Genomic DNA, 16,753 nt, shown 5'->3' with positions numbered 1-16,753 from the left:
CGTTTCCGTGTTCTTCCGCGACGTGGTCTCAGGCGACGATGAGCGGGCGCAGGGTGCGGTGGGCGACCTCGAGGCCGATGTGGACCTTGTCCTCGGTGCCGCCCCAGAGTGGGTCTTCGTGCTCGACGGACAGGACGCCGTCGAAGCCGCCCTCGTAGAGCGTGTCGACGACGCGGCGCCAGTCGACGTCGCCGAGGCCCGGGACGCGATAGCGCCACCAGCCGGTGAGGAACGGGTCGCGCTCGCGGTCGACGGCGATCCCGGGCCAGCCGTAGCGGTTGCGGCGCTCGGGGAAGAGCTGGACGTCCTTGGCCTGGGCGTGGGGGATGCGGTCGACGTAGGGCTTCAGCGCTTCGACCGGGTCGATACCCATCCACAGCAGGTGGGAAGGGTCGTAGTTGAGGTGGAGCCCGAGCGAGAACATCCACTCCCAGAGCTCGGGGGAGTAGGCGAGGTTGCCGGGATAGCCGTCGGGGTGCCAGCCCTCCATCACGCAGTTCTCGACGATGAGCTTGACGCCCTTCTCGCCGGCCCGGTCGACGAGGGGCTTGAAGACCTCCTCGGCGTCGCGCAGGTTCTCCGACACGGGCTTGCCCGGATGGCGCCCGACGAAGGTGCCGACGGTCTCGGTGCCGAGCAGCGCGGCGGCGTCGATGCAGGCGAGGACGTGCTCGTTGACCCGCTTCCGCTCGTCGGGGTCGGGGTGGAGGTTGTTGTCGTAGTAGGCCAGCGACGAGGGCGCCGAGCCGAGCCCGTGGCGCTCCAACAGCGCGCGCGTGTCCGTGGCGGCCCGCTCGTCGAAGGCCGCGACGTCGAGGTGTGAGGCGGTGAACTCGCGGTCGCCGATCGCCGGCCACGCGGCGACCTCGAGCGCTTCGTAGCCGGCCTGCGAGGCCCAGGCGGCGATCTGCTCGAGGGACTGGCCGGGCAGGCAGGCGGTGAGCATGCCGAGCTTCACGAGGGGCTCCTTCCGGGCGGAGCGATCTCCACCCAGGTCGAGGTGGTCGCCGAGGTGATGACGGCGTCGGTGAGGACGGCGGCGCGGAGGCCGTCGGCGAAGCTCGGGAGTCCGGCGGGCCGGTCACCGGTGATCGCGCTGTAGGTGTCGAGGACGAAGGCGTTGAAGCAGTCCTGGTAGCCCTGAGCGTGACCCGACGGGATGCGGGTGTAGCGCTGCGCGTCCTCGCCCATGGCGGCCGACCCCCGCGGCACGGCGAGTGTCCCCTCGAGGCTGCGCACGAGCAGGGTCTCCGGCTGCTCCTGGTCGAAGGCGTAGGACGCGCGCCCCCCGTCGATGGAGAGGCTGAGTTGGTTCTTGCGCCCGACCGCGGCCTGGCTGATCGTGGCCGATCCGGTGGCGCCGTGGTCGGTCTCGAACACGACGGTCACCGAGGTGCCGTCGGAGGCGAGCTTCGCGAGCAGCCCGGTGATGCGGTGCCCGGTGACGAACTCGGCGAGGTCGCACCAGTGGATGCCGACATCGGCGAAGGTGCGCCCGGCGCCGCCTTCACCGCGCCAGCCGGCGCCGCTCTCGAGCTGCCAGTCCTGGAGGTAGCCGCCGTAGAGCAGGTGCAGTGCGCCGGCGTCGCCGGCCGCGATACGGGCGCGGGCCTCGCGGACGGTGGGGTAGAAGCGGTAGACGAACGGCACGGCCGTGACGGCCTGCTGCTCGACGGCGAGGTCGGTGAGGGCCTGCGCGGATTCGACGTCGGTGGCCAGTGGCTTCTCGCAGATCACGGCCTTCCCGGCGGCGACCGCGGCCCACGCCAGCGGTACGTGGGTGTCGTCGGGGGACGCGACGTGCACGACGTCGACGTCGTCGGCGCCGACGACGTCCTCGGCCGACGCCCCGCGGTCCGCGCCCAGGCGGTGGGCCGCCTCGGCCGACCGTTCGGGAGTGGACGCGGCCACGACGGCGAGCTGCGCGCCGGCGGCGCGGACGGCGTGGGCGTGCACCGTGCCGATGAAGCCGGTGCCGATCACACCGGCCCGGAGTCGCTCGCTCATCGGGGACTCTCCTGGAGTTCGGTGACGGCGACGAAGGCCGGCTGGGGTACGCCGGTGTCGCCGAGGTGGTGCAGCGACCCGTTGCCAGGGTCGACCGCGTAGGCGCGCACGACGTCGCCCGGCCGGTCGGCGACGAGCAGGACCGTGCCGCTCGGGTCGAAGCTGAAGGTGCGGGCCGCCAGCCCGGGATGGATCGAGGGGCTCAGCGGCACCGTGCCGCGCCGGTGCAGCCGGCCGACGTCGTCGAGGGTGAACCAGGCCACGGTGTCCTCGCCACGGTTGTTGACGTAGACGACGTCCAGGGTCGGGTGGACGCGAACCTCGGCGGGTTCGTTGAGCCCGTCGAAGTCCGGCGGGACGGTGGACACGTGGTGGAGCAGGGTGGGCTGCCCGCTGGTGGGGTCGAACGCGAAGCTCGCGAGCTCCGAGGAGAACTCCCACGTCATCAGCAGCCGCCCGGTGGCGGGGTGGAAGGCTGCGTGTCGCGGGCCGGTCTCCGGTCCACAGTGCAGAGCTGCGGCGCGGCCGAGTGTGGTGCCGTCACCGAGTGCGTAGACCAGGACCTGGTCGGTTCCCTTGTCGCCGACCACCACGTAGCGCCCGCTCGGGTCGATCACGGCGCAGTGCGCGTGGGCGCCGGACTGGCCGTGTCCGCGGGCTTGCGGTGAGGAGTTCGGGTCGGTGCCGTGGCCGTCGAGCACCGTCACGTCGTGGATCGCGCCGATGCGCCCGTCGGGTTCGAGCCCGAACATGACCACCGTGGAGTCGTCGTAGACGTACTTCACGTCCCATCTTCCGTCAGCCGTCCGCACCACACGCTCGACGTGGTCGAACGAGCCATGGTTGGCGGTCAACAGCACCCGGGGGTTCGCCGAGACCGACAGGTAGGTCGGGAACGGGCCGGGTGCCGGTCTGGAGTTCAGCGGTGAGAGCGTGCCGAGGACGGGGTCGACCGCGAACGCGTGCACGGCGGCCGGCGGGTCGACCGGTCCGCGGCCGTCGTTCTTGCGCTCGTCGACCGCGTAGAGCACCCAGGTGGACGCGTCGAACGCCAGGTAGCCGGCCTGCTCCGGCGCGTCGGTGCGCCCGACCGTGATGAGCTTGCCCGTGTGGTCCAGCTCGAAGGTGGTGATGCCGCCGGAGCCGGGGTGGTCCGCGTCGGCGTACGAGCCGACGAAGCACACCACGCGTGCGCTGGTCATGCCGCGGTCAGACGGCGCAGCATCTCCTGGTGGCGGCGGACCTGTTCGACCTCGCTGGCGAGCTCGGCACGTCCGCGGTCCTGGAAGTAGCGCTGGCCCTCGTACTCGGAGTTGATGTAGCCGTCGTAGCCGCCGGCGACGAGCCCGCCGATGGCCGACTCGTAGTCGATGGCGATGTCCTGAAACTGCCCGGGGCGGCCGGGGATCTCGGACATGTTGTTGAACTTCCCGTGCACGCTGACCACGTGGGGCACCAGCTCGCGCAGTGTGTCGGCTGAGGTGTTCGACAGCATCAGGGCCTCGGAGACGACGGTGTAGTCGATCTCGCGAGGGTCGCCGACGCGCGAGTCGGTGAACGTCGTCACGCCGCGGAAGGTGTCGGCGAGGGCCGGCTCGACCTCGCCGCTGGTCAGGAACCGCTTGAAGTCGACGCGCAGGTTCCCCGCGGTGGAGCGCGACATGTCGACGTAGCCGAAGGAGGCCTGGCCGGCACGCAGCAGCTCGGCGAGTTCCACCGCGGCAGCGGTGGCATCGGGGGAGGCGCCGCGGCGCTCGAACCAGGCCAGCTGGACCTCCGAAGGCCGCCATCCGAAGATGCCGAAGTCGGGGACGATGCCGAGATGGCGGGTGCCGGTGCGCTCGACGTACTCGATGATCTCGGTGACCTGGGCGCCCTCGAGAGGCATCGGCTGGTGGATCTCCTTGCCGAGCCGGATGCCGAGCTCCTCGGCCAGCGGCAGCGCCGAGATCATGACCTCGATCGGCACGACCGAGAGCACCCGGACATTGCGGAAGCCGAGGCGCTTGGCCAGTCGGAGGTCGCGGCGCAGCCGGTCGGCGCACTCCTCGTAGGTCATGACGTGGTCGCGGAACTGCAGGACGTCCATGCAGACGTCCATCGTCACCGGGGTCGTGCCGTAGCGCTCCATCCAGCCGAACCACCGCTCGACGAACGCCTCCCCGGGATCGGGGTAGCGCAGGGACATCTCGTCGACGATCTCCACGCCGTCGGCCTGGGGGAGGACCTCGCCCACCTCGCGGACCTGGGCCTCGAGGTCGAGCTCCTTGAAGAACTGGGCCTGCTGGTAGCTGTAGAACGACACGCCGCGCTTGATGGCCATCAGACGGTCTCCTTCTCCGCGGTGAGCTCGAGGGTGTAGACGACGATCTCCGGGGCCTTCTCCGAGCCGGCTCCGCTGCCGGGAACCGGTGGGTTGGCGACCCAGGCTTCGTCGGTGGGCTGGTAGCCGTAGGCGGCCAGCACGGATTGCTGGAAGCGCACCGTGTGCACGCCGGGAGCGAGTCCGCCCGGAGCGGCGACGTGCAGGACGGCCTCGTCGTCGTAGTCCCAGTGCTCCCAGACCTGGTGGCGCAGCTCGTCGAACGAGCGGGGCGGCCGGCCATTGATCTCGAAGGTCTGCACGTCGCGCGGGTAGGAGACCCCGTCGACCTCGAGGTAGTAGCCGTTGTGCAGCGAGAGGAACACCCCGCGGTAGTTGGCGTTGCGGACCGCCAGACAGAACCCGACGACCTCGCCGTCGACCTCCTCGTTGCGCAGGCTGTCGGCGCGGATCAGGAAATTCTCGAACACTGCTGTCTTCCTTCGTCGGGTTCTCGTTGACGGTCAGGGATGTCCCGCTGTCCCGCTGTCCCGGCTACGCGGCCACGGTGTTGCGGGAAGCACCGCGTCCGGCCGAGAGCCGGACGAAGGGCTCGTCCTTGGGGTGCCGGAAGAACACGACCCAGAGAACGCTGGTGATCACGGCCAGCGCGATCGGCACCAACCAGATCGGGGTCCAGGCCGAGGCCGGGGCGGCCGGGTCGAGGGCCACGGTGGAGCCGTAGATGAAGCCGGAGGCCAGCGACCCGATCAGCGCGCCGAGCCCGGAGATCACCAGGATCAGCATGTTCTGCGTCTGGGCGTGCAGCTCCACGGGCACGACCAGGTTGAGGTACATGGCGGAGAGGATGAGGAAGAAGTCGTTGCAGATGCCGTGCAGCGCGATCGCGATGACCATCGGCCAGAGGCCGCCCCCGGCGGCGGCGATGAACAGGGCGAACCGCACGCCCCACATGGCCATGCCGATCAGCAGGCCCCACTTGAGGCCGAGGGTCCTCAGCACGAACGGGATCGTGACGATGAAGACGACCTCGGAGACCTGGCCCAGCGCCAGCAGGCCGGCGACGTTCGAGATGCCGAGTGCGCCGAGGTACGCCGAGGCCCAGGTGTTGTACACACCGAGCGAGATCGCGGTCAGCAGGGTGCACAGCATGACGATGGTGAAGTTGCGGTGCTGGAACAGGGGCCAGGCCTTGGAGCCGATGACGTCGCCGAGGGAGAACGTGACGCCCTTGGCCGGCGGCGGGGTGGAGGGCAGCGTGAACGAGTAGATGCCGAGCACGAAGCTCGCGATGGCGGTGACCACGAACAGATTCCCCGACGCCGAGAGGCCGAGGGCGCCGACCCCGAACCCGGCGATCGCCCAGCCGAAGGTGCCGAACACGCGGATGTAGGGGAACTTCCCGTCCTCGGAGCCCAGGTGGCGGAAGACGATGGAGTTCGCCAACCCCAGAGTCGGCTGGAAGAACAGGGTGTAGAGGAACACCAGGAACAGGACCATGCCTCCGTTCCCCCCTCCGATCGCGCCGGGGAGGAAGCACAGGACCACGCCGCCGAGCAGGTGGGCGGCACCGAGCACCTTCTGAGAGGCGAAGAACCGGTCACCGAGCGCCCCGAGGAACATCGGAGACAGGATCGCGGAGATCGCCGCCAGGGCGTAGACGAAGCTGATGATCGAGGACAGGCCGTTCGAGGACAGGACCAAGCCCACCGTGGCGAACCACGACCCGAACACGATGAACTCGAGGATCATCATCGCGATCAGGCGCGTGTAGAGGGATGCATGGCCGATCGGTCGGCCGGACTCGGCCGCCAGGGCGCCGGGTGCCGCGGACGCCGCGGTGGGGCTCTCGCTCATCGTTGAGTTCCTTCGGAGGTGGAGTGGCGAGGGCGGCCGGCGACGGGCGCCGCCGTGCCGACGCAGACGTGGCGCCTCGGGCTGGACGGGAGGCGCAGGAGCGGTGGTGCGAGCTGACCGACGTCTGAGCGTCGCGCTCAGGTTGCGAGCTGGGCCACAGAGGCCCAGCACCGACGTACGCTAGCTCACACCATAATCAACAACAAGAACGCTGGCAGGATTATTGACAATTTTGGATCCGGGCGTGGAGGCGGTCCACCAGGTCCACTGCGGTGCGCTGTCGCGCAGCACCTCGCAGGCATGCGTGCAGCTCGGCGATCGATCGCGAGCCGGACGCTGCTGCGGGTCGCCCCGAAAGACCGGACCAGGGTGGACTCCACGAGCCGGTATCCCGGCGGCAGATCGCCCCGGCCGGGTCGGGGCTGCGTGGCACGCCGGCGCACGGGTCAGCCGGCGACTCGAGTCGTGCACTGATGGTGCTGGGCGGCGTCAGCCGCCGGTCAGCTCGCTCGCCGCTCCCGATGCTCCTTCAGGCGGGGGCTTCCTCGCGCACCGCGGTGATCACGCCTCGCAGGTGCGCGCGAGCGGCGGCGTCCGCGGCATCGGGCTCACGAGCGGCGATGGCGTCGACGACGGTCTCGAGTTCCGCGAGTGACTGCTCGGCGCGACCCGGCCGGAGGGAGAGCTGGAACTGATGCCGCACGATCTGGGCAGCGAGCTTCGCCACCAGCTCCGAGGCGATCGGGTGCTGCGCAGCGTCACGGACCAGGGCGTGATGGTGCTGGATCAGCTCGGAGTAGCGCAGCAGCTCGCGGTCCGCGACAGCTCGGCGCATCAGCTCGCGGTTCCCGAGCAGGCGCGCGATCTGGTCGTCCGTGGCCAGCTCGGCCGCCTTCGCCGAGAGCAGTCCATCGAGCACCATGCGACATTCCATGATCTCGACGGCTTCCTCGGTGGACACGGTGCGGACCCGGGCGCCACGGTTGGGAACCCGTTCGACGAGACCTTCGGCGGCCAGGGCGTCGAGCGCCAGCCGCGCGCTGCTGCGGGTGACGCCGTACTCCTCGCTGATGTCGGCTTCGATCAGCCGGTGACCCGGTGCGACCGCGCCACGGGCGATCGCCTCACGAAGGCTCTTCTCGGCGAGGTCTCGGCCTGGGCTACCGCTGAGCAGCCCCTCGTCGCTCGCTCTGGTCCTGGCCACGAGGTCGACTGTACGAATCGTTCACAGGATCGTCCACGATCTCCGACGGGCGCGCTGCGGCGTGGCCGACACCCGTGTTCGCCGTCGTTCCCCGCAGTCGCCGCTGACCTGTGCAAACAACGATCTCGGTGGCCGACGCCCGCCGCTCCGACGAAGTGCACCAACTTTGTCAACAATATTGGTTTTACTCTTGCTGTGGATATTGGTGTGAGCTAGCGTACCGCGATGTCCGTGACGCAGGTCGCATCGCGTCGCCCTCCCATCCCTGCTCGAGAGGAACGCTGATGTCCTCTGCGCTGACCTCGGCTCGCTCCGGCGCCGCGTCACGGCTCGCGACGCGAGTCACCGCGCTGTGCTGGTTCGTCGTGCTGCTCGACGGACTCGACCTGTTCGTCTACGGCGCGGTCCTGCCGCACCTGCTCTCCGAGCACGCTCTCGGGATCACCCCGGTGGTCGCCGGCGAGATCGGGTCGCTGACCACCTTCGGAATGCTGCTCGGTGCTCTGGCGTCCGGTTACGTGACCGATCGGCTCGGCCGGCGGCAGGGCATGGTGCTCGGCGTGACGGTGTTCTCGCTCGCGTCGCTGGCCACCGGTCTCGCGCCGAGTCTCGCGGTGTTCGGGGCGGCGCGTTTCGTCGCGGGCGTCGGGCTGGGCGGTCTGCTCCCGACTGCCATCACCATGACGATGGAGTACGCCTCGCCTCGCCGGAAGGCGTTGTCGGTCGCGGTGGTGATGACCGCGCACCAGGCCGGGGGCGCGCTGGCCGGCACGCTGGGGCTCTCCCTGGCTGCGTCGATGGGCTGGCGTGGAGTCTTCATGCTGGGGGCGATCCCGCTGTTGATCGCCGTCCCGGTGCTTCTGGCTTGGCTTCCGGAGTCGCCGAGCTTCCTCGTCTCCCGCGGGCGATCCGCTGAGCTCGATGCCATCGCCGCGCGTCACGGCATCGACGTCGCTGCGCTGATGCCTGCCGAGGTGGACAAGCGTTCTTCTGACGTCGGTCTGCGAGCGCTCTTCGCTCGCGGCTCCCGTCGTACGACGGTGTTGTTCTGGATTGCCTCGTTCTTCGGTCTGCTGCTGGTCTACGGGATGAGCACCTGGCTGCCCACGATGATGCGGTCCAACGGCTACGAGCTCGGATCTGCAGTGGCCTTCCTGGTCGTGGTCAACATCGGTGGGATCGTCGGCCTGCTCATCGCCGGCCCGCTGGCTGACCGCTTCGGTGCTCGACCGGTGGCGGTGACCTGGTTCGTGCTGACGGCCGTGGGCCTCTGCCTGCTTGCGGTGAAGATGCCGCTGCTGGCCACCTATGCCGTCGTCTTCTTCACCGGGACCTGGCTCTTCAGCGCCCAGACGATGATCTACGCGTTCGTCGGCGCATCGTTCGGGCCGGCGGCCCGCGGCACGGCCTTGGGCTGGGCGGCCGGTGTCGGGCGTATCGGGGCGATCGTCGGTCCGTCGCTGGGCGGCCTGCTCGTCGCGTCCGGTGCGGCCACATGGGGCTTCGGCGTCTTCGCGACCGCTGCAGTACTCGGCGCGGCCTCGACCGCACTCGTACCACGCCGTCGCCCCGCCGCGGCGGAACGGCGCGAGCCGGCGTTCACCTGATGTCCGAGCCGGACGATGTGGTCCGGAGCGTCGGAGACGCCGCCACCATGGGTCCTGTGACCGATCGCGATGACGAACCCACTGATGTCGTCGACCAGATTCGCCAGGCCATCTACGACGGGCGCTTCATGCCCAACCAGCGGTTGATCGAAGCCGACCTGTCGCTCCAGTTCGGCGCCAGCCGGTCCGCGATCCGCGCCGTGCTCACCCAACTTGCCGGCGAGGGGTTGGTTGAACGCATCGCCAACCGGGGCGCGAGGGTTCGCTCGGTGTCCTTGGACGAGGCCATCGAGATCTCCGAAGTACGGATGGCCGTCGAGGGGCTCTGCGCGGCGAAGGCCGCGCAGCGCGCGACCGACGACGACATCGGGGTGCTCCAGGGCATCGCGCGAGACATGCGGGTGGCCGTGGATGCGGGCGATGTCCTGGGGTATTCCGAGCTCAATCGTCAACTGCACACCGCCGTGCGCACCATCAGCGGCCAGAAGGTGGCGGCCGGCGTCCTCGAGCGCCTGCGAGGCCAGAACGTGCGGCACCAGTACCGACTGGCTTTGTTGCCTGGCCGTCCATCGGTGTCGTTGCCCCAGCACCTCGAGATCGTCGAGGCGATCTGTGCTCGCGAGCCCGCGGTGGCCGAGACCGCCATGAGGGCCCACCTCGCCAGCGTGATCGAGACGTTGCCCCAGGTCGCCACCGATCCCACTGGCTGACGCGGGTCGGCATCGCCGGTCCGCCACCGAGCGAACGAGTTTCAGCAAAAGTGTTGACAATCATGGCGACAGATTCGAGGCTGGCGGGCAGCGCCGACGGAGGCGTCCACGATCGACGAGGGAGAAGCCATGGAGACGGTCGTGGTGACCGACCCGCCCCGGGCGGACATCGATGACGCCGTGGCTCTGGGGGAGTTCGGGGTCGCGACGGTCCACGAGGCGCTGGGTCGGGTGGGCTACCTGGGGCCGGAGCTGCGTCCGGCCTGGTCCGGCGCGCGCATCGGGGGCACCGCGGTCACGGTGCTGTGCTGGCCCGGCGACAACCTGATGATCCACGTCGCGGTGGAGCAGTGCCGGCCCGGCGACGTGCTCGTCGTCGCGACCAACTCGCCGTCGGTCGACGGGCTCTTCGGCGAGCTGTTCGCGACGGCGCTTGTACGTCGCGGGGTGCGCGGTGTGGTGCTGGCCAGCGGCGTGCGCGACGTCGCCGAGCTGCGGGCCATGGGTTTCCCGGCCTGGTCCCGAGCCGTGAGCGCCCAGGGGTCGGTGAAAGCGACCGCCGGCGCGGTCAACGTCCCGGTCACCGTCGGAGGACAGGTCGTGCACCCCGGCGACGTGGTGGTCGCTGACGACGACGGGGTCATGGTCGTGCCGCGCGGTGAGGTGTCCCGCGCGCTGTCGTTCTCTCAGACCCGCGTCGACAAGGAGGCGGCCTCCCGTGCGGCCTTCGAGGCGGGCGAGCTCGGCCTCGATCGCTACGGCCTGCGCGATCGGCTCAAGGAGTTCGGCATCGAGTACCTCTCCTACGACGACTACCAGACGCGGTCGGGACGATGAGCGGGTACGACGACACGGGTGTGCGCGCCACAATGCTGCGCGGCGGCACGTCGCGTGGGCTCTACGTCGAGGCCGCCGACCTGCCGGCCGATCCGGCGGAGCGCGACGACCTGCTCCTGCGCCTGATGGGCACCCCGGACCCGCGCCAGATCGACGGACTCGGCGGGGCGACGTCGCTGACGAGCAAGGTCGCCGTGGTCTCGCCGTCCGAGCACCCCGAGGCCGACGTCGACTACCTCTTCCTGCAACTCGGGGTCGCCGAAGCGACGGTCTCCGATCAGCAGAACTGCGGCAACATCCTCGCCGGAGTCGGTCCGTTCGCCCTCGAGCGCGGTCTCGTCGGCGCTGCCGGCGACCTGACCGACGTCCGCATCCGCATGGTCAACTCCGACGGCATCGCCGTCGCGACGGTCGCCACCCCTGGTGGGCGGGTCAGCTACGCCGGCGACATCGAGATCGCCGGGGTTCCGGGCACCGCGGCCGGGATCACCCTCGCCTTCACCGACACCGAGGGATCGGCCACCGGCGCGCTGCTACCCACAGGAAGCCTGCGCGACACCGTCGACGGTGTCGAGGCCACGTGCCTCGACAACGGCATGCCGGTGGTCCTCGCGCTCGCGTCGTCGTTCGGGCTGACCGGCCACGAGGACCACGACGAGCTCGCCGCCGACACCGACCTCGGCGAGCGCATCGACGCCTTCCGCACCAAGGCCGGCGCGCTGATGGGCCTCGGCGACGTCGCCGGCTCCTCGGTGCCCAAGACCGTCCTGCTCGCTCGGCCCGCCGATGGCGGCCACGTCACGACCCGCTCGTTCATCCCCGTCGTGCCGCACACCGCGATCGGCGTGCTGGCCGCTGTCAGTGTCGTGACCGGGATGCTCCTGCCCGGTGCCGTCGGGCACGACCTCACCGCCGACTGGCCCGCCGACTCCAGCCGGATCGACGTCGAGCACCCGACCGGCCACTTCCTCGTCGACGTCGTCGTCGACACCACCGTCACCCCGCCGCGCGTCGTGCGGTCCGGCGTCGTCCGCACCGCCCGCAAGCTCATGGACGGCGTGGCCTTCCCCCGGGCCGTCCCCGGCGCCTGAGCTCCCTCGCACCCTCCCGGAGAACCCATGCCCCCCATGCACGAGGTCGCCCACCTCGCCCACGTCGAACTGCGTACCCCCGTCCTCGACGAGAGCGTCACCTTCTTCACCGACTATCTCGGTCTGACCGTCACGGAGACGATCGGCGACTCGGTGTTCCTGCACGCGTTCGACGACTACGAGCAGACCACGATCAAGCTCACCGGCCACCCGACGTCCGGTATCGGGCGCACCAACGTGCGCGCGGCCAGCCCGGAGGCCCTCGAGCGGCGGGTCAAGGAGATCGACGCCGCCGGCTACGGCATCGGATGGGTCGACGGGGACCCGGGCGTCGGGGCGACCTACCTGTTCCACGACCCCGACGGCCACGAGTTCGGCATCTACTACGAGTCCGAGTGGTACTCCGCGCCCGCAGAGCTCGTGCCGTCGCTGAAGAACCAGGCCCAGGCCTACCCGGGACGCGGGGTCGGCGTGCGCCGCCTCGACCACGTCAACTTCCTCGGCGTCGAGGTCGTAGCCAACCGCGACTACCTGCGCGACACGCTCGGCGCACTCGTCACCGAGCAGATCGTGCTCGACGACGGCACCGTCGCCGGCAGCTGGACGACGTTCACGAACAAGGGTTACGACGCGGTCTACACGCGCGACCGGACCGGCACGGCCGGGCGGCTGCACCACATCGCGTTCGCCACCGACACCCGCGCGGACATCCTCCGGGCTGCCGACATCGCCCTGGACCAGGGCGTCTTCATCGAGACCGGCCCGCACAAGCACGCGATCCAGCAGACCTTCTTCCTCTACGTCTACGAACCCGCAGGCAACCGCATCGAGCTCTGCAACGCGGGGGCCCGGCTCGTCCTCGCGCCGGACTGGCAGCCCGTCGACTGGACCGAGGCCGAACGGGCCAAGGGTCAGGCGTGGGGGCTCGAGACCATCGCGTCGTTCCACACCCACGGCACCCCGCCGGTCGGCGAGAACGCCGGAGTGACGTCGTGACGCAGCCCCTCCGCGTGGCGGTCCTGGGGCTCGGTGAGGCCGGCTCGGAGATCGCTGCCGATCTCGTCGCGGCGGGCGCCGACGTGCGCGGGTACGACCCCAAGGTCACCCCGGCCTCGGGCATCACCGCCCGGTCCGACGAGGCCGACGCCGTCCGCGACGCCGACCTCGTGCTCAGTGCCAACAGCTCCCACGACGCCGCCACCGCCTTGACGAACGCCGCCTACGGCCTCGCCCCGGGCACCGTCTGGGCCGACCTCAACACCGCCTCGCCCGGCGCCAAGGTCGGGCTCCTCGACATCGCGCCCCCCGGGGTTGCGGTGGTCGACGTCGCGCTCATGGCTCCAGTGCCGGGCAAAGGGCTGCGGACGCCGATGCTCGTCTCGGGCGTCGAGGCCGAGCGCTACGCCAGGATGCTGCGTCCGCACGGTGCCGAGATCGTGGTCGAGACCGGCCCGGTCGGCGAGGCGATCTCCCGCAAGTTGCTGCGCAGCGTGTTCTACAAGGGTCTCGCCGCGGCTGTCGTCGAAGCCCTCGACGGCGCGCGGGCCGCGGGCTGCGAGAGCTGGCTGACCGACAACATCGCCACAGAGCTCGCCGGGTTCACCGGGGAGTCCCTGGACCGCTTGGTCGATGGCACCCACCGTCACGCCCGGCGTCGCGCCGACGAGATGGATGCATCTGCCCAGCAACTCCGGGAGCTGGGCGTGGAACCACGTGTGGCGTCGGCGGCACGCGACCTGCTCGCCGCCTTGCGCGACGCCGACCAGCCCGGAGGCACTACGTGATCATCGACTGCCACGGCCACTACACGACCGCCCCGGCCGCGCACACCGACTGGCGCACCGCCCAGACCGCCGCGTTCGAGGCGGGGCAGCCGAGCCCGCTGTACCCGGCGATCTCCGACGACGAGATCTGCGAGTCGGTCGAGGGCAGCCAGCTGCGGCTCATGGCCGAGCGCGGCATCGACTTGACGATCTTCTCGCCGCGGGCGTCGGCGATGGGCCACCACCAGGGCGACGAGGCCGTCAGCGCCGCGTGGACCCGCGCGTGCAATGACCTCATCGCGCGCGTCACCACGTTGTTTCCCCACCACTTCGCCGGGGTGTGCCAGTTGCCACAGTCGCCGGGTGTGCCGATCGCCCACGCGGTGGCCGAGCTGCGTCGTTGCGTCGAGGATCTGGGCTTCGTGGGGTGCAACCTCAACCCCGACCCCTCGGGCGGGCACTGGACGGCGCCGCCGCTGACCGACAAGGCCTGGTACCCGATCTACGAAGCGATGATCGAACTCGACGTGCCGGCCATGGTGCACGTCTCCGCGGTGACCAACCCGAACTTCCACGCCACCGGCTCGCACTACCTCAACGCCGACACCACCGCGTTCATGCAACTGCTGCAGGCCGATCTCTTCGCAGATCTTCCTGAACTGCGGCTGGTCATCCCGCACGGTGGGGGCGCGGTGCCCTACCACTGGGGCCGCTTCCGAGGGCTGGCCGACATGCTCGGGCGGCCGCCGGTGCACGAGGCACTGATGGGCAACGTGTTCTTCGACACCTGTGTCTACCACCAGCCCGGCATCGACCTCCTCTTCGGCGTGATCGACCACGCGAACATCCTGTTCGGCTCGGAGATGGTCGGTGCCGTCCGCGGCACCGACCCCACGACCGGGCACCACTTCGACGACACCCGCCGCTACGTGGACGCGCTCGCGCTCGACCCGGACGCTGCGCAGCAGGTCTACGAGCGCAACGCCCGCCGCGTGTACCCGCGGCTCGACGCCGTCCTGCGCACCCAGGGCCGCTGAGCACCGACCTCCACCGGCCCGGTGCGGCTGATTGTTAACAATGACGTCAGTTATCTTGTGATCAGAGTTGTCAGCGACGTAGCGTGTCCCCTGTCACCAGCTACGAGCACGAGCCGACCCGCCTTCGCCACCCGCGCGACACGGTCGTCGCAGCAGACGGAGTGATCCATGAACGACAGGTACCTCGAGGCCGTGGTGGTGGGACGGCGGGCGCTCACCGAGCGCATCACCGAGCTCACTCTGGGGGCTGCCGACGGTCGCCCGCTGCCCATGGCCGAGGCCGGGAGCCACCTCGAGCTGCGCTTCGGTGGGGGCCGGGGCCGGTTCCTGCGGCACTACTCCGTCGTCGGTCCGCTGTCGCAAGAGGAGACCCACGAACCGTTCTGGCGCATTGCCGTCCAGCGGGAAGACCGCGCCCGGGGCTCGGCCTACATCCACGCGACCTTCCGGGCCGGTACTGCGCTGACGGTCTCGCAGCCCATCGGCGCTTTCCGTCTCGCTCGCAACCTGCCCCACGTGCTGCTCGTCGCCGGCGGGATCGGGGTCACGCCGGTCCTGCCGATGATGCGATCCCTGCTGGTGCGCAAGCAGAGCTTCACGATGCTCTACGCCGGGGCCGAGCGCCCGGCGATGGCGTACGTCGCCGAGGTGGAAGCCATGGGCGGTGCGGCGGTCACCGTTCACGAGAGCCTCCGCGACGGCCTCCCCGACCTCGACGCACTGCTCGCGCTCCAGCCGGTCGGGACGATCGTCTACGTCTGCGGACCCGGGCCGATGATCGACGGCCTACGTGCCGCCGCCGCACGGCGTGGCTGGGCCCCGGGGCGGGTGCGCTACGAGGTGTTCAACGCCGCTCACCGCCCCGAGGACGGCGACTTCGCGGTCCGGCTCGCGACCGGACGAGTGATCGAGGTCGGCGCCGGTACCACCATCCTGGACGCCCTCGAGCGCGCCGGTGTCGACACTCTCTCGGATTGCCGCCGCGGGGAGTGCGGTCTGTGTCTGACCGAGGTGCTCGATCCCCACGACGGCATCGACCACCGCGACAGCTACCTCACCACGGACGAGCGATCAGCGGCCACGCAGCTCACGATCTGCTGCTCCCGGGCCAGGGGCGGCCTCGTCGACCTCGACCTACGCTGACCAGGAGGACCGGAGATGACCACTCTCTCGACCGACGAGACCGTGCTCGGCGCGATGGAGCCGCACGAGCCCGGCCACTTCGCCACCCATGCCACGCCGCTGGTACGCAACTGCTGGTATGTCGCCGGACGGTCCTGCGAGATCGGGCGCACGCCCCTGGCCCGCAAGCTCGTCGGCGCCGACGTCGTCCTGTACCGCACGGAGGCCGGCGAGCCGGTCGCCATGCGCAACCGCTGCCCCCACCGCTCCTTCCCCCTGGCCAAGGGCACGCTCGAGGGCGGCCGACTGATCTGTGGCTACCACGGGATGGAGTTCGAGGCCGACGGCGTGTGCGTCAACATGCCGGCGCTGTCGAGCACGCCGTCAACGGTCACCGTGCGGACCTACCCGATCGTCGACCGCGGACCCGTGAGCTGGATCTGGGTCGGCGCCCCCGACCTCGCCGACGAGTCGCTGATCCCCGACCTGCCGTGGCTCTCCGAGCCGGGGTGGGGCACCGTCACCGGCGATTTCCACATCGAGGCCGACTACGTGTCGATGCACGAGAACCTCATCGACCAGACGCACTTCCCGTTCCTGCACCCGGGCACCGTCGGCACCCCCGAGTACGCCCGCTCGAAGCTGACCGCCCGCACCGAGGGCAACCAGGTCGTCATCCGCCGCGAACTGAAGGACTGTGCGCCTCCCGGGGTGTACGGCGAACCCGCGAAGATCATGCACAAGCGCATCGACAGAAGTTCCGAGGCGCGGTTCGTCTCACCGGCCGTCCACCAGGCCTTCGCCCGCATCGGCGACCCCGCGCCGGATCCCGGTGCGCCCTCGCTGTACCGCTACAACATCACCCACTGCTTCACGCCCGAGACCAACACCTCCATTCACTACTGGTGGTTCGTCTCGCGGGACTATCGTCCGGGCGACCCGGACATCGACCGGTTCATGATCGAGGCGCACCAGAAGGCCTACTCCGAGGACCTCGAAGCTCTTGAGTGGATCATGGACGTCGTCCGTAACGACACCGATCCCCATATCGAGCTCAGTTTCGCGACCGACAAGCCCGGCCTGATGGCGCGTCGGATCCTTCATCGGCTCGCCATGAAGGAGACCTGCGCGGACGACCGGCTTCTGTAGACGACCGGTCGAGCGGGGCGGAGCACGTCGAGGTCCGCCTGGTCGG

At 70.1% G+C, this 16,753-nt stretch carries 16 protein-coding genes; 9 read left to right on the top strand and 7 right to left on the bottom strand.

The window, feature by feature from the left end:
- Positions 1-28: 28 nt before the first annotated feature.
- The 7 genes from AC2A1K_RS15210 to AC2A1K_RS15180 all read right to left on the bottom strand — a co-directional run bounded on the left by AC2A1K_RS15210 (position 29) and on the right by AC2A1K_RS15180 (position 7,391).
- Positions 29-958, bottom strand: a complete 930-nt coding sequence (locus AC2A1K_RS15210; protein ID WP_483897147.1) for a sugar phosphate isomerase/epimerase family protein — start codon at positions 956-958, stop codon at positions 29-31.
- Positions 955-2,007, bottom strand: coding sequence for a Gfo/Idh/MocA family protein (locus AC2A1K_RS15205; RefSeq protein WP_483897146.1), 1,053 nt, complete (start codon positions 2,005-2,007; stop codon positions 955-957). The genes AC2A1K_RS15210 and AC2A1K_RS15205 overlap by 4 nt, the downstream gene beginning before the upstream one ends.
- The gene (locus tag AC2A1K_RS15200) at positions 2,004-3,209 is read right to left on the bottom strand and encodes a lactonase family protein (RefSeq protein ID WP_483897145.1); all 1,206 of its coding nucleotides are present in this window, start codon (positions 3,207-3,209) and stop codon (positions 2,004-2,006) included. Before AC2A1K_RS15200 ends, AC2A1K_RS15205 begins: the two co-directional genes overlap by 4 nt.
- Positions 3,206-4,330: a sugar phosphate isomerase/epimerase family protein gene (locus AC2A1K_RS15195; protein WP_483897144.1), complete on the bottom strand. Its 1,125-nt coding sequence runs from the start codon at positions 4,328-4,330 to the stop codon at positions 3,206-3,208. The genes AC2A1K_RS15200 and AC2A1K_RS15195 overlap by 4 nt, the downstream gene beginning before the upstream one ends.
- Complete coding sequence (locus AC2A1K_RS15190; protein ID WP_483897143.1) at positions 4,330-4,800, bottom strand: C-glycoside deglycosidase beta subunit domain-containing protein; 471 nt, start codon at positions 4,798-4,800, stop codon at positions 4,330-4,332. Before AC2A1K_RS15190 ends, AC2A1K_RS15195 begins: the two co-directional genes overlap by 1 nt.
- Before the next feature lie 64 nt (positions 4,801-4,864).
- Entirely contained in the window at positions 4,865-6,187 is a 1,323-nt protein-coding gene (locus AC2A1K_RS15185) for an MFS transporter (RefSeq protein WP_483897142.1), read from the bottom strand.
- Between the two features lie 529 nt (positions 6,188-6,716).
- The gene (locus AC2A1K_RS15180; protein WP_483897141.1) at positions 6,717-7,391 is read right to left on the bottom strand and encodes a GntR family transcriptional regulator; all 675 of its coding nucleotides are present in this window, start codon (positions 7,389-7,391) and stop codon (positions 6,717-6,719) included.
- Between the two features lie 128 nt (positions 7,392-7,519).
- Here AC2A1K_RS15180 and AC2A1K_RS15175 point away from each other — a divergent pair, with 128 nt between their 5' ends.
- The 9 genes from AC2A1K_RS15175 to AC2A1K_RS15135 all read left to right on the top strand — a co-directional run bounded on the left by AC2A1K_RS15175 (position 7,520) and on the right by AC2A1K_RS15135 (position 16,707).
- Positions 7,520-8,998, top strand: coding sequence for an MFS transporter (locus AC2A1K_RS15175; protein WP_483897140.1), 1,479 nt, complete (start codon positions 7,520-7,522; stop codon positions 8,996-8,998).
- Between the two features lie 56 nt (positions 8,999-9,054).
- Entirely contained in the window at positions 9,055-9,708 is a 654-nt protein-coding gene (locus AC2A1K_RS15170) for a GntR family transcriptional regulator (protein WP_483897139.1), read from the top strand.
- A gap of 129 nt (positions 9,709-9,837) precedes the next feature.
- A complete protein-coding gene (locus AC2A1K_RS15165) occupies positions 9,838-10,545 on the top strand; it encodes a 4-carboxy-4-hydroxy-2-oxoadipate aldolase/oxaloacetate decarboxylase (RefSeq protein ID WP_483897138.1) in 708 nt (235 codons plus the stop codon).
- A complete protein-coding gene (locus AC2A1K_RS15160) occupies positions 10,542-11,636 on the top strand; it encodes a 4-oxalomesaconate tautomerase (RefSeq protein WP_483897137.1) in 1,095 nt (364 codons plus the stop codon). The genes AC2A1K_RS15165 and AC2A1K_RS15160 overlap by 4 nt, the downstream gene beginning before the upstream one ends.
- 27 nt (positions 11,637-11,663) lie before the next feature.
- Positions 11,664-12,632 (top strand): VOC family protein, encoded by a 969-nt coding sequence (locus tag AC2A1K_RS15155; RefSeq protein WP_483897136.1) that lies wholly within the window; start codon positions 11,664-11,666, stop codon positions 12,630-12,632.
- The gene (locus tag AC2A1K_RS15150) at positions 12,629-13,420 is read left to right on the top strand and encodes an NAD(P)-dependent oxidoreductase (protein ID WP_483897135.1); all 792 of its coding nucleotides are present in this window, start codon (positions 12,629-12,631) and stop codon (positions 13,418-13,420) included. Before AC2A1K_RS15155 ends, AC2A1K_RS15150 begins: the two co-directional genes overlap by 4 nt.
- Positions 13,417-14,436, top strand: coding sequence for an amidohydrolase family protein (locus tag AC2A1K_RS15145; protein WP_483897134.1), 1,020 nt, complete (start codon positions 13,417-13,419; stop codon positions 14,434-14,436). Before AC2A1K_RS15150 ends, AC2A1K_RS15145 begins: the two co-directional genes overlap by 4 nt.
- A 168-nt stretch (positions 14,437-14,604) precedes the next feature.
- Complete coding sequence (locus tag AC2A1K_RS15140) at positions 14,605-15,579, top strand: PDR/VanB family oxidoreductase (RefSeq protein ID WP_483897133.1); 975 nt, start codon at positions 14,605-14,607, stop codon at positions 15,577-15,579.
- A 15-nt stretch (positions 15,580-15,594) separates the two neighbouring features.
- Positions 15,595-16,707, top strand: coding sequence for a Rieske 2Fe-2S domain-containing protein (locus AC2A1K_RS15135; protein ID WP_483897132.1), 1,113 nt, complete (start codon positions 15,595-15,597; stop codon positions 16,705-16,707).
- Positions 16,708-16,753: the final 46 nt, after the last annotated feature.

Source organism: Actinomycetospora sp. 2LY8.5 (assembly GCF_057180585.1).
Note: the sequence above shows the minus strand (reverse complement) of the source record. Positions and strands in the feature narration are given on the sequence as shown.

Coding starts and splice junctions, on each gene's coding strand:
- AC2A1K_RS15200 (WP_483897145.1), bottom strand. CDS start 3,209: ATGACCAGCGCACGCGTGGTGTGCTTCGTCGGCTCGTACGCCGACGCG.
- AC2A1K_RS15140 (WP_483897133.1), top strand. CDS start 14,605: ATGAACGACAGGTACCTCGAGGCCGTGGTGGTGGGACGGCGGGCGCTC.
- AC2A1K_RS15165 (WP_483897138.1), top strand. CDS start 9,838: ATGGAGACGGTCGTGGTGACCGACCCGCCCCGGGCGGACATCGATGAC.
- AC2A1K_RS15135 (WP_483897132.1), top strand. CDS start 15,595: ATGACCACTCTCTCGACCGACGAGACCGTGCTCGGCGCGATGGAGCCG.
- AC2A1K_RS15195 (WP_483897144.1), bottom strand. CDS start 4,330: ATGGCCATCAAGCGCGGCGTGTCGTTCTACAGCTACCAGCAGGCCCAG.
- AC2A1K_RS15205 (WP_483897146.1), bottom strand. CDS start 2,007: ATGAGCGAGCGACTCCGGGCCGGTGTGATCGGCACCGGCTTCATCGGC.
- AC2A1K_RS15160 (WP_483897137.1), top strand. CDS start 10,542: ATGAGCGGGTACGACGACACGGGTGTGCGCGCCACAATGCTGCGCGGC.
- AC2A1K_RS15185 (WP_483897142.1), bottom strand. CDS start 6,187: ATGAGCGAGAGCCCCACCGCGGCGTCCGCGGCACCCGGCGCCCTGGCG.
- AC2A1K_RS15155 (WP_483897136.1), top strand. CDS start 11,664: ATGCCCCCCATGCACGAGGTCGCCCACCTCGCCCACGTCGAACTGCGT.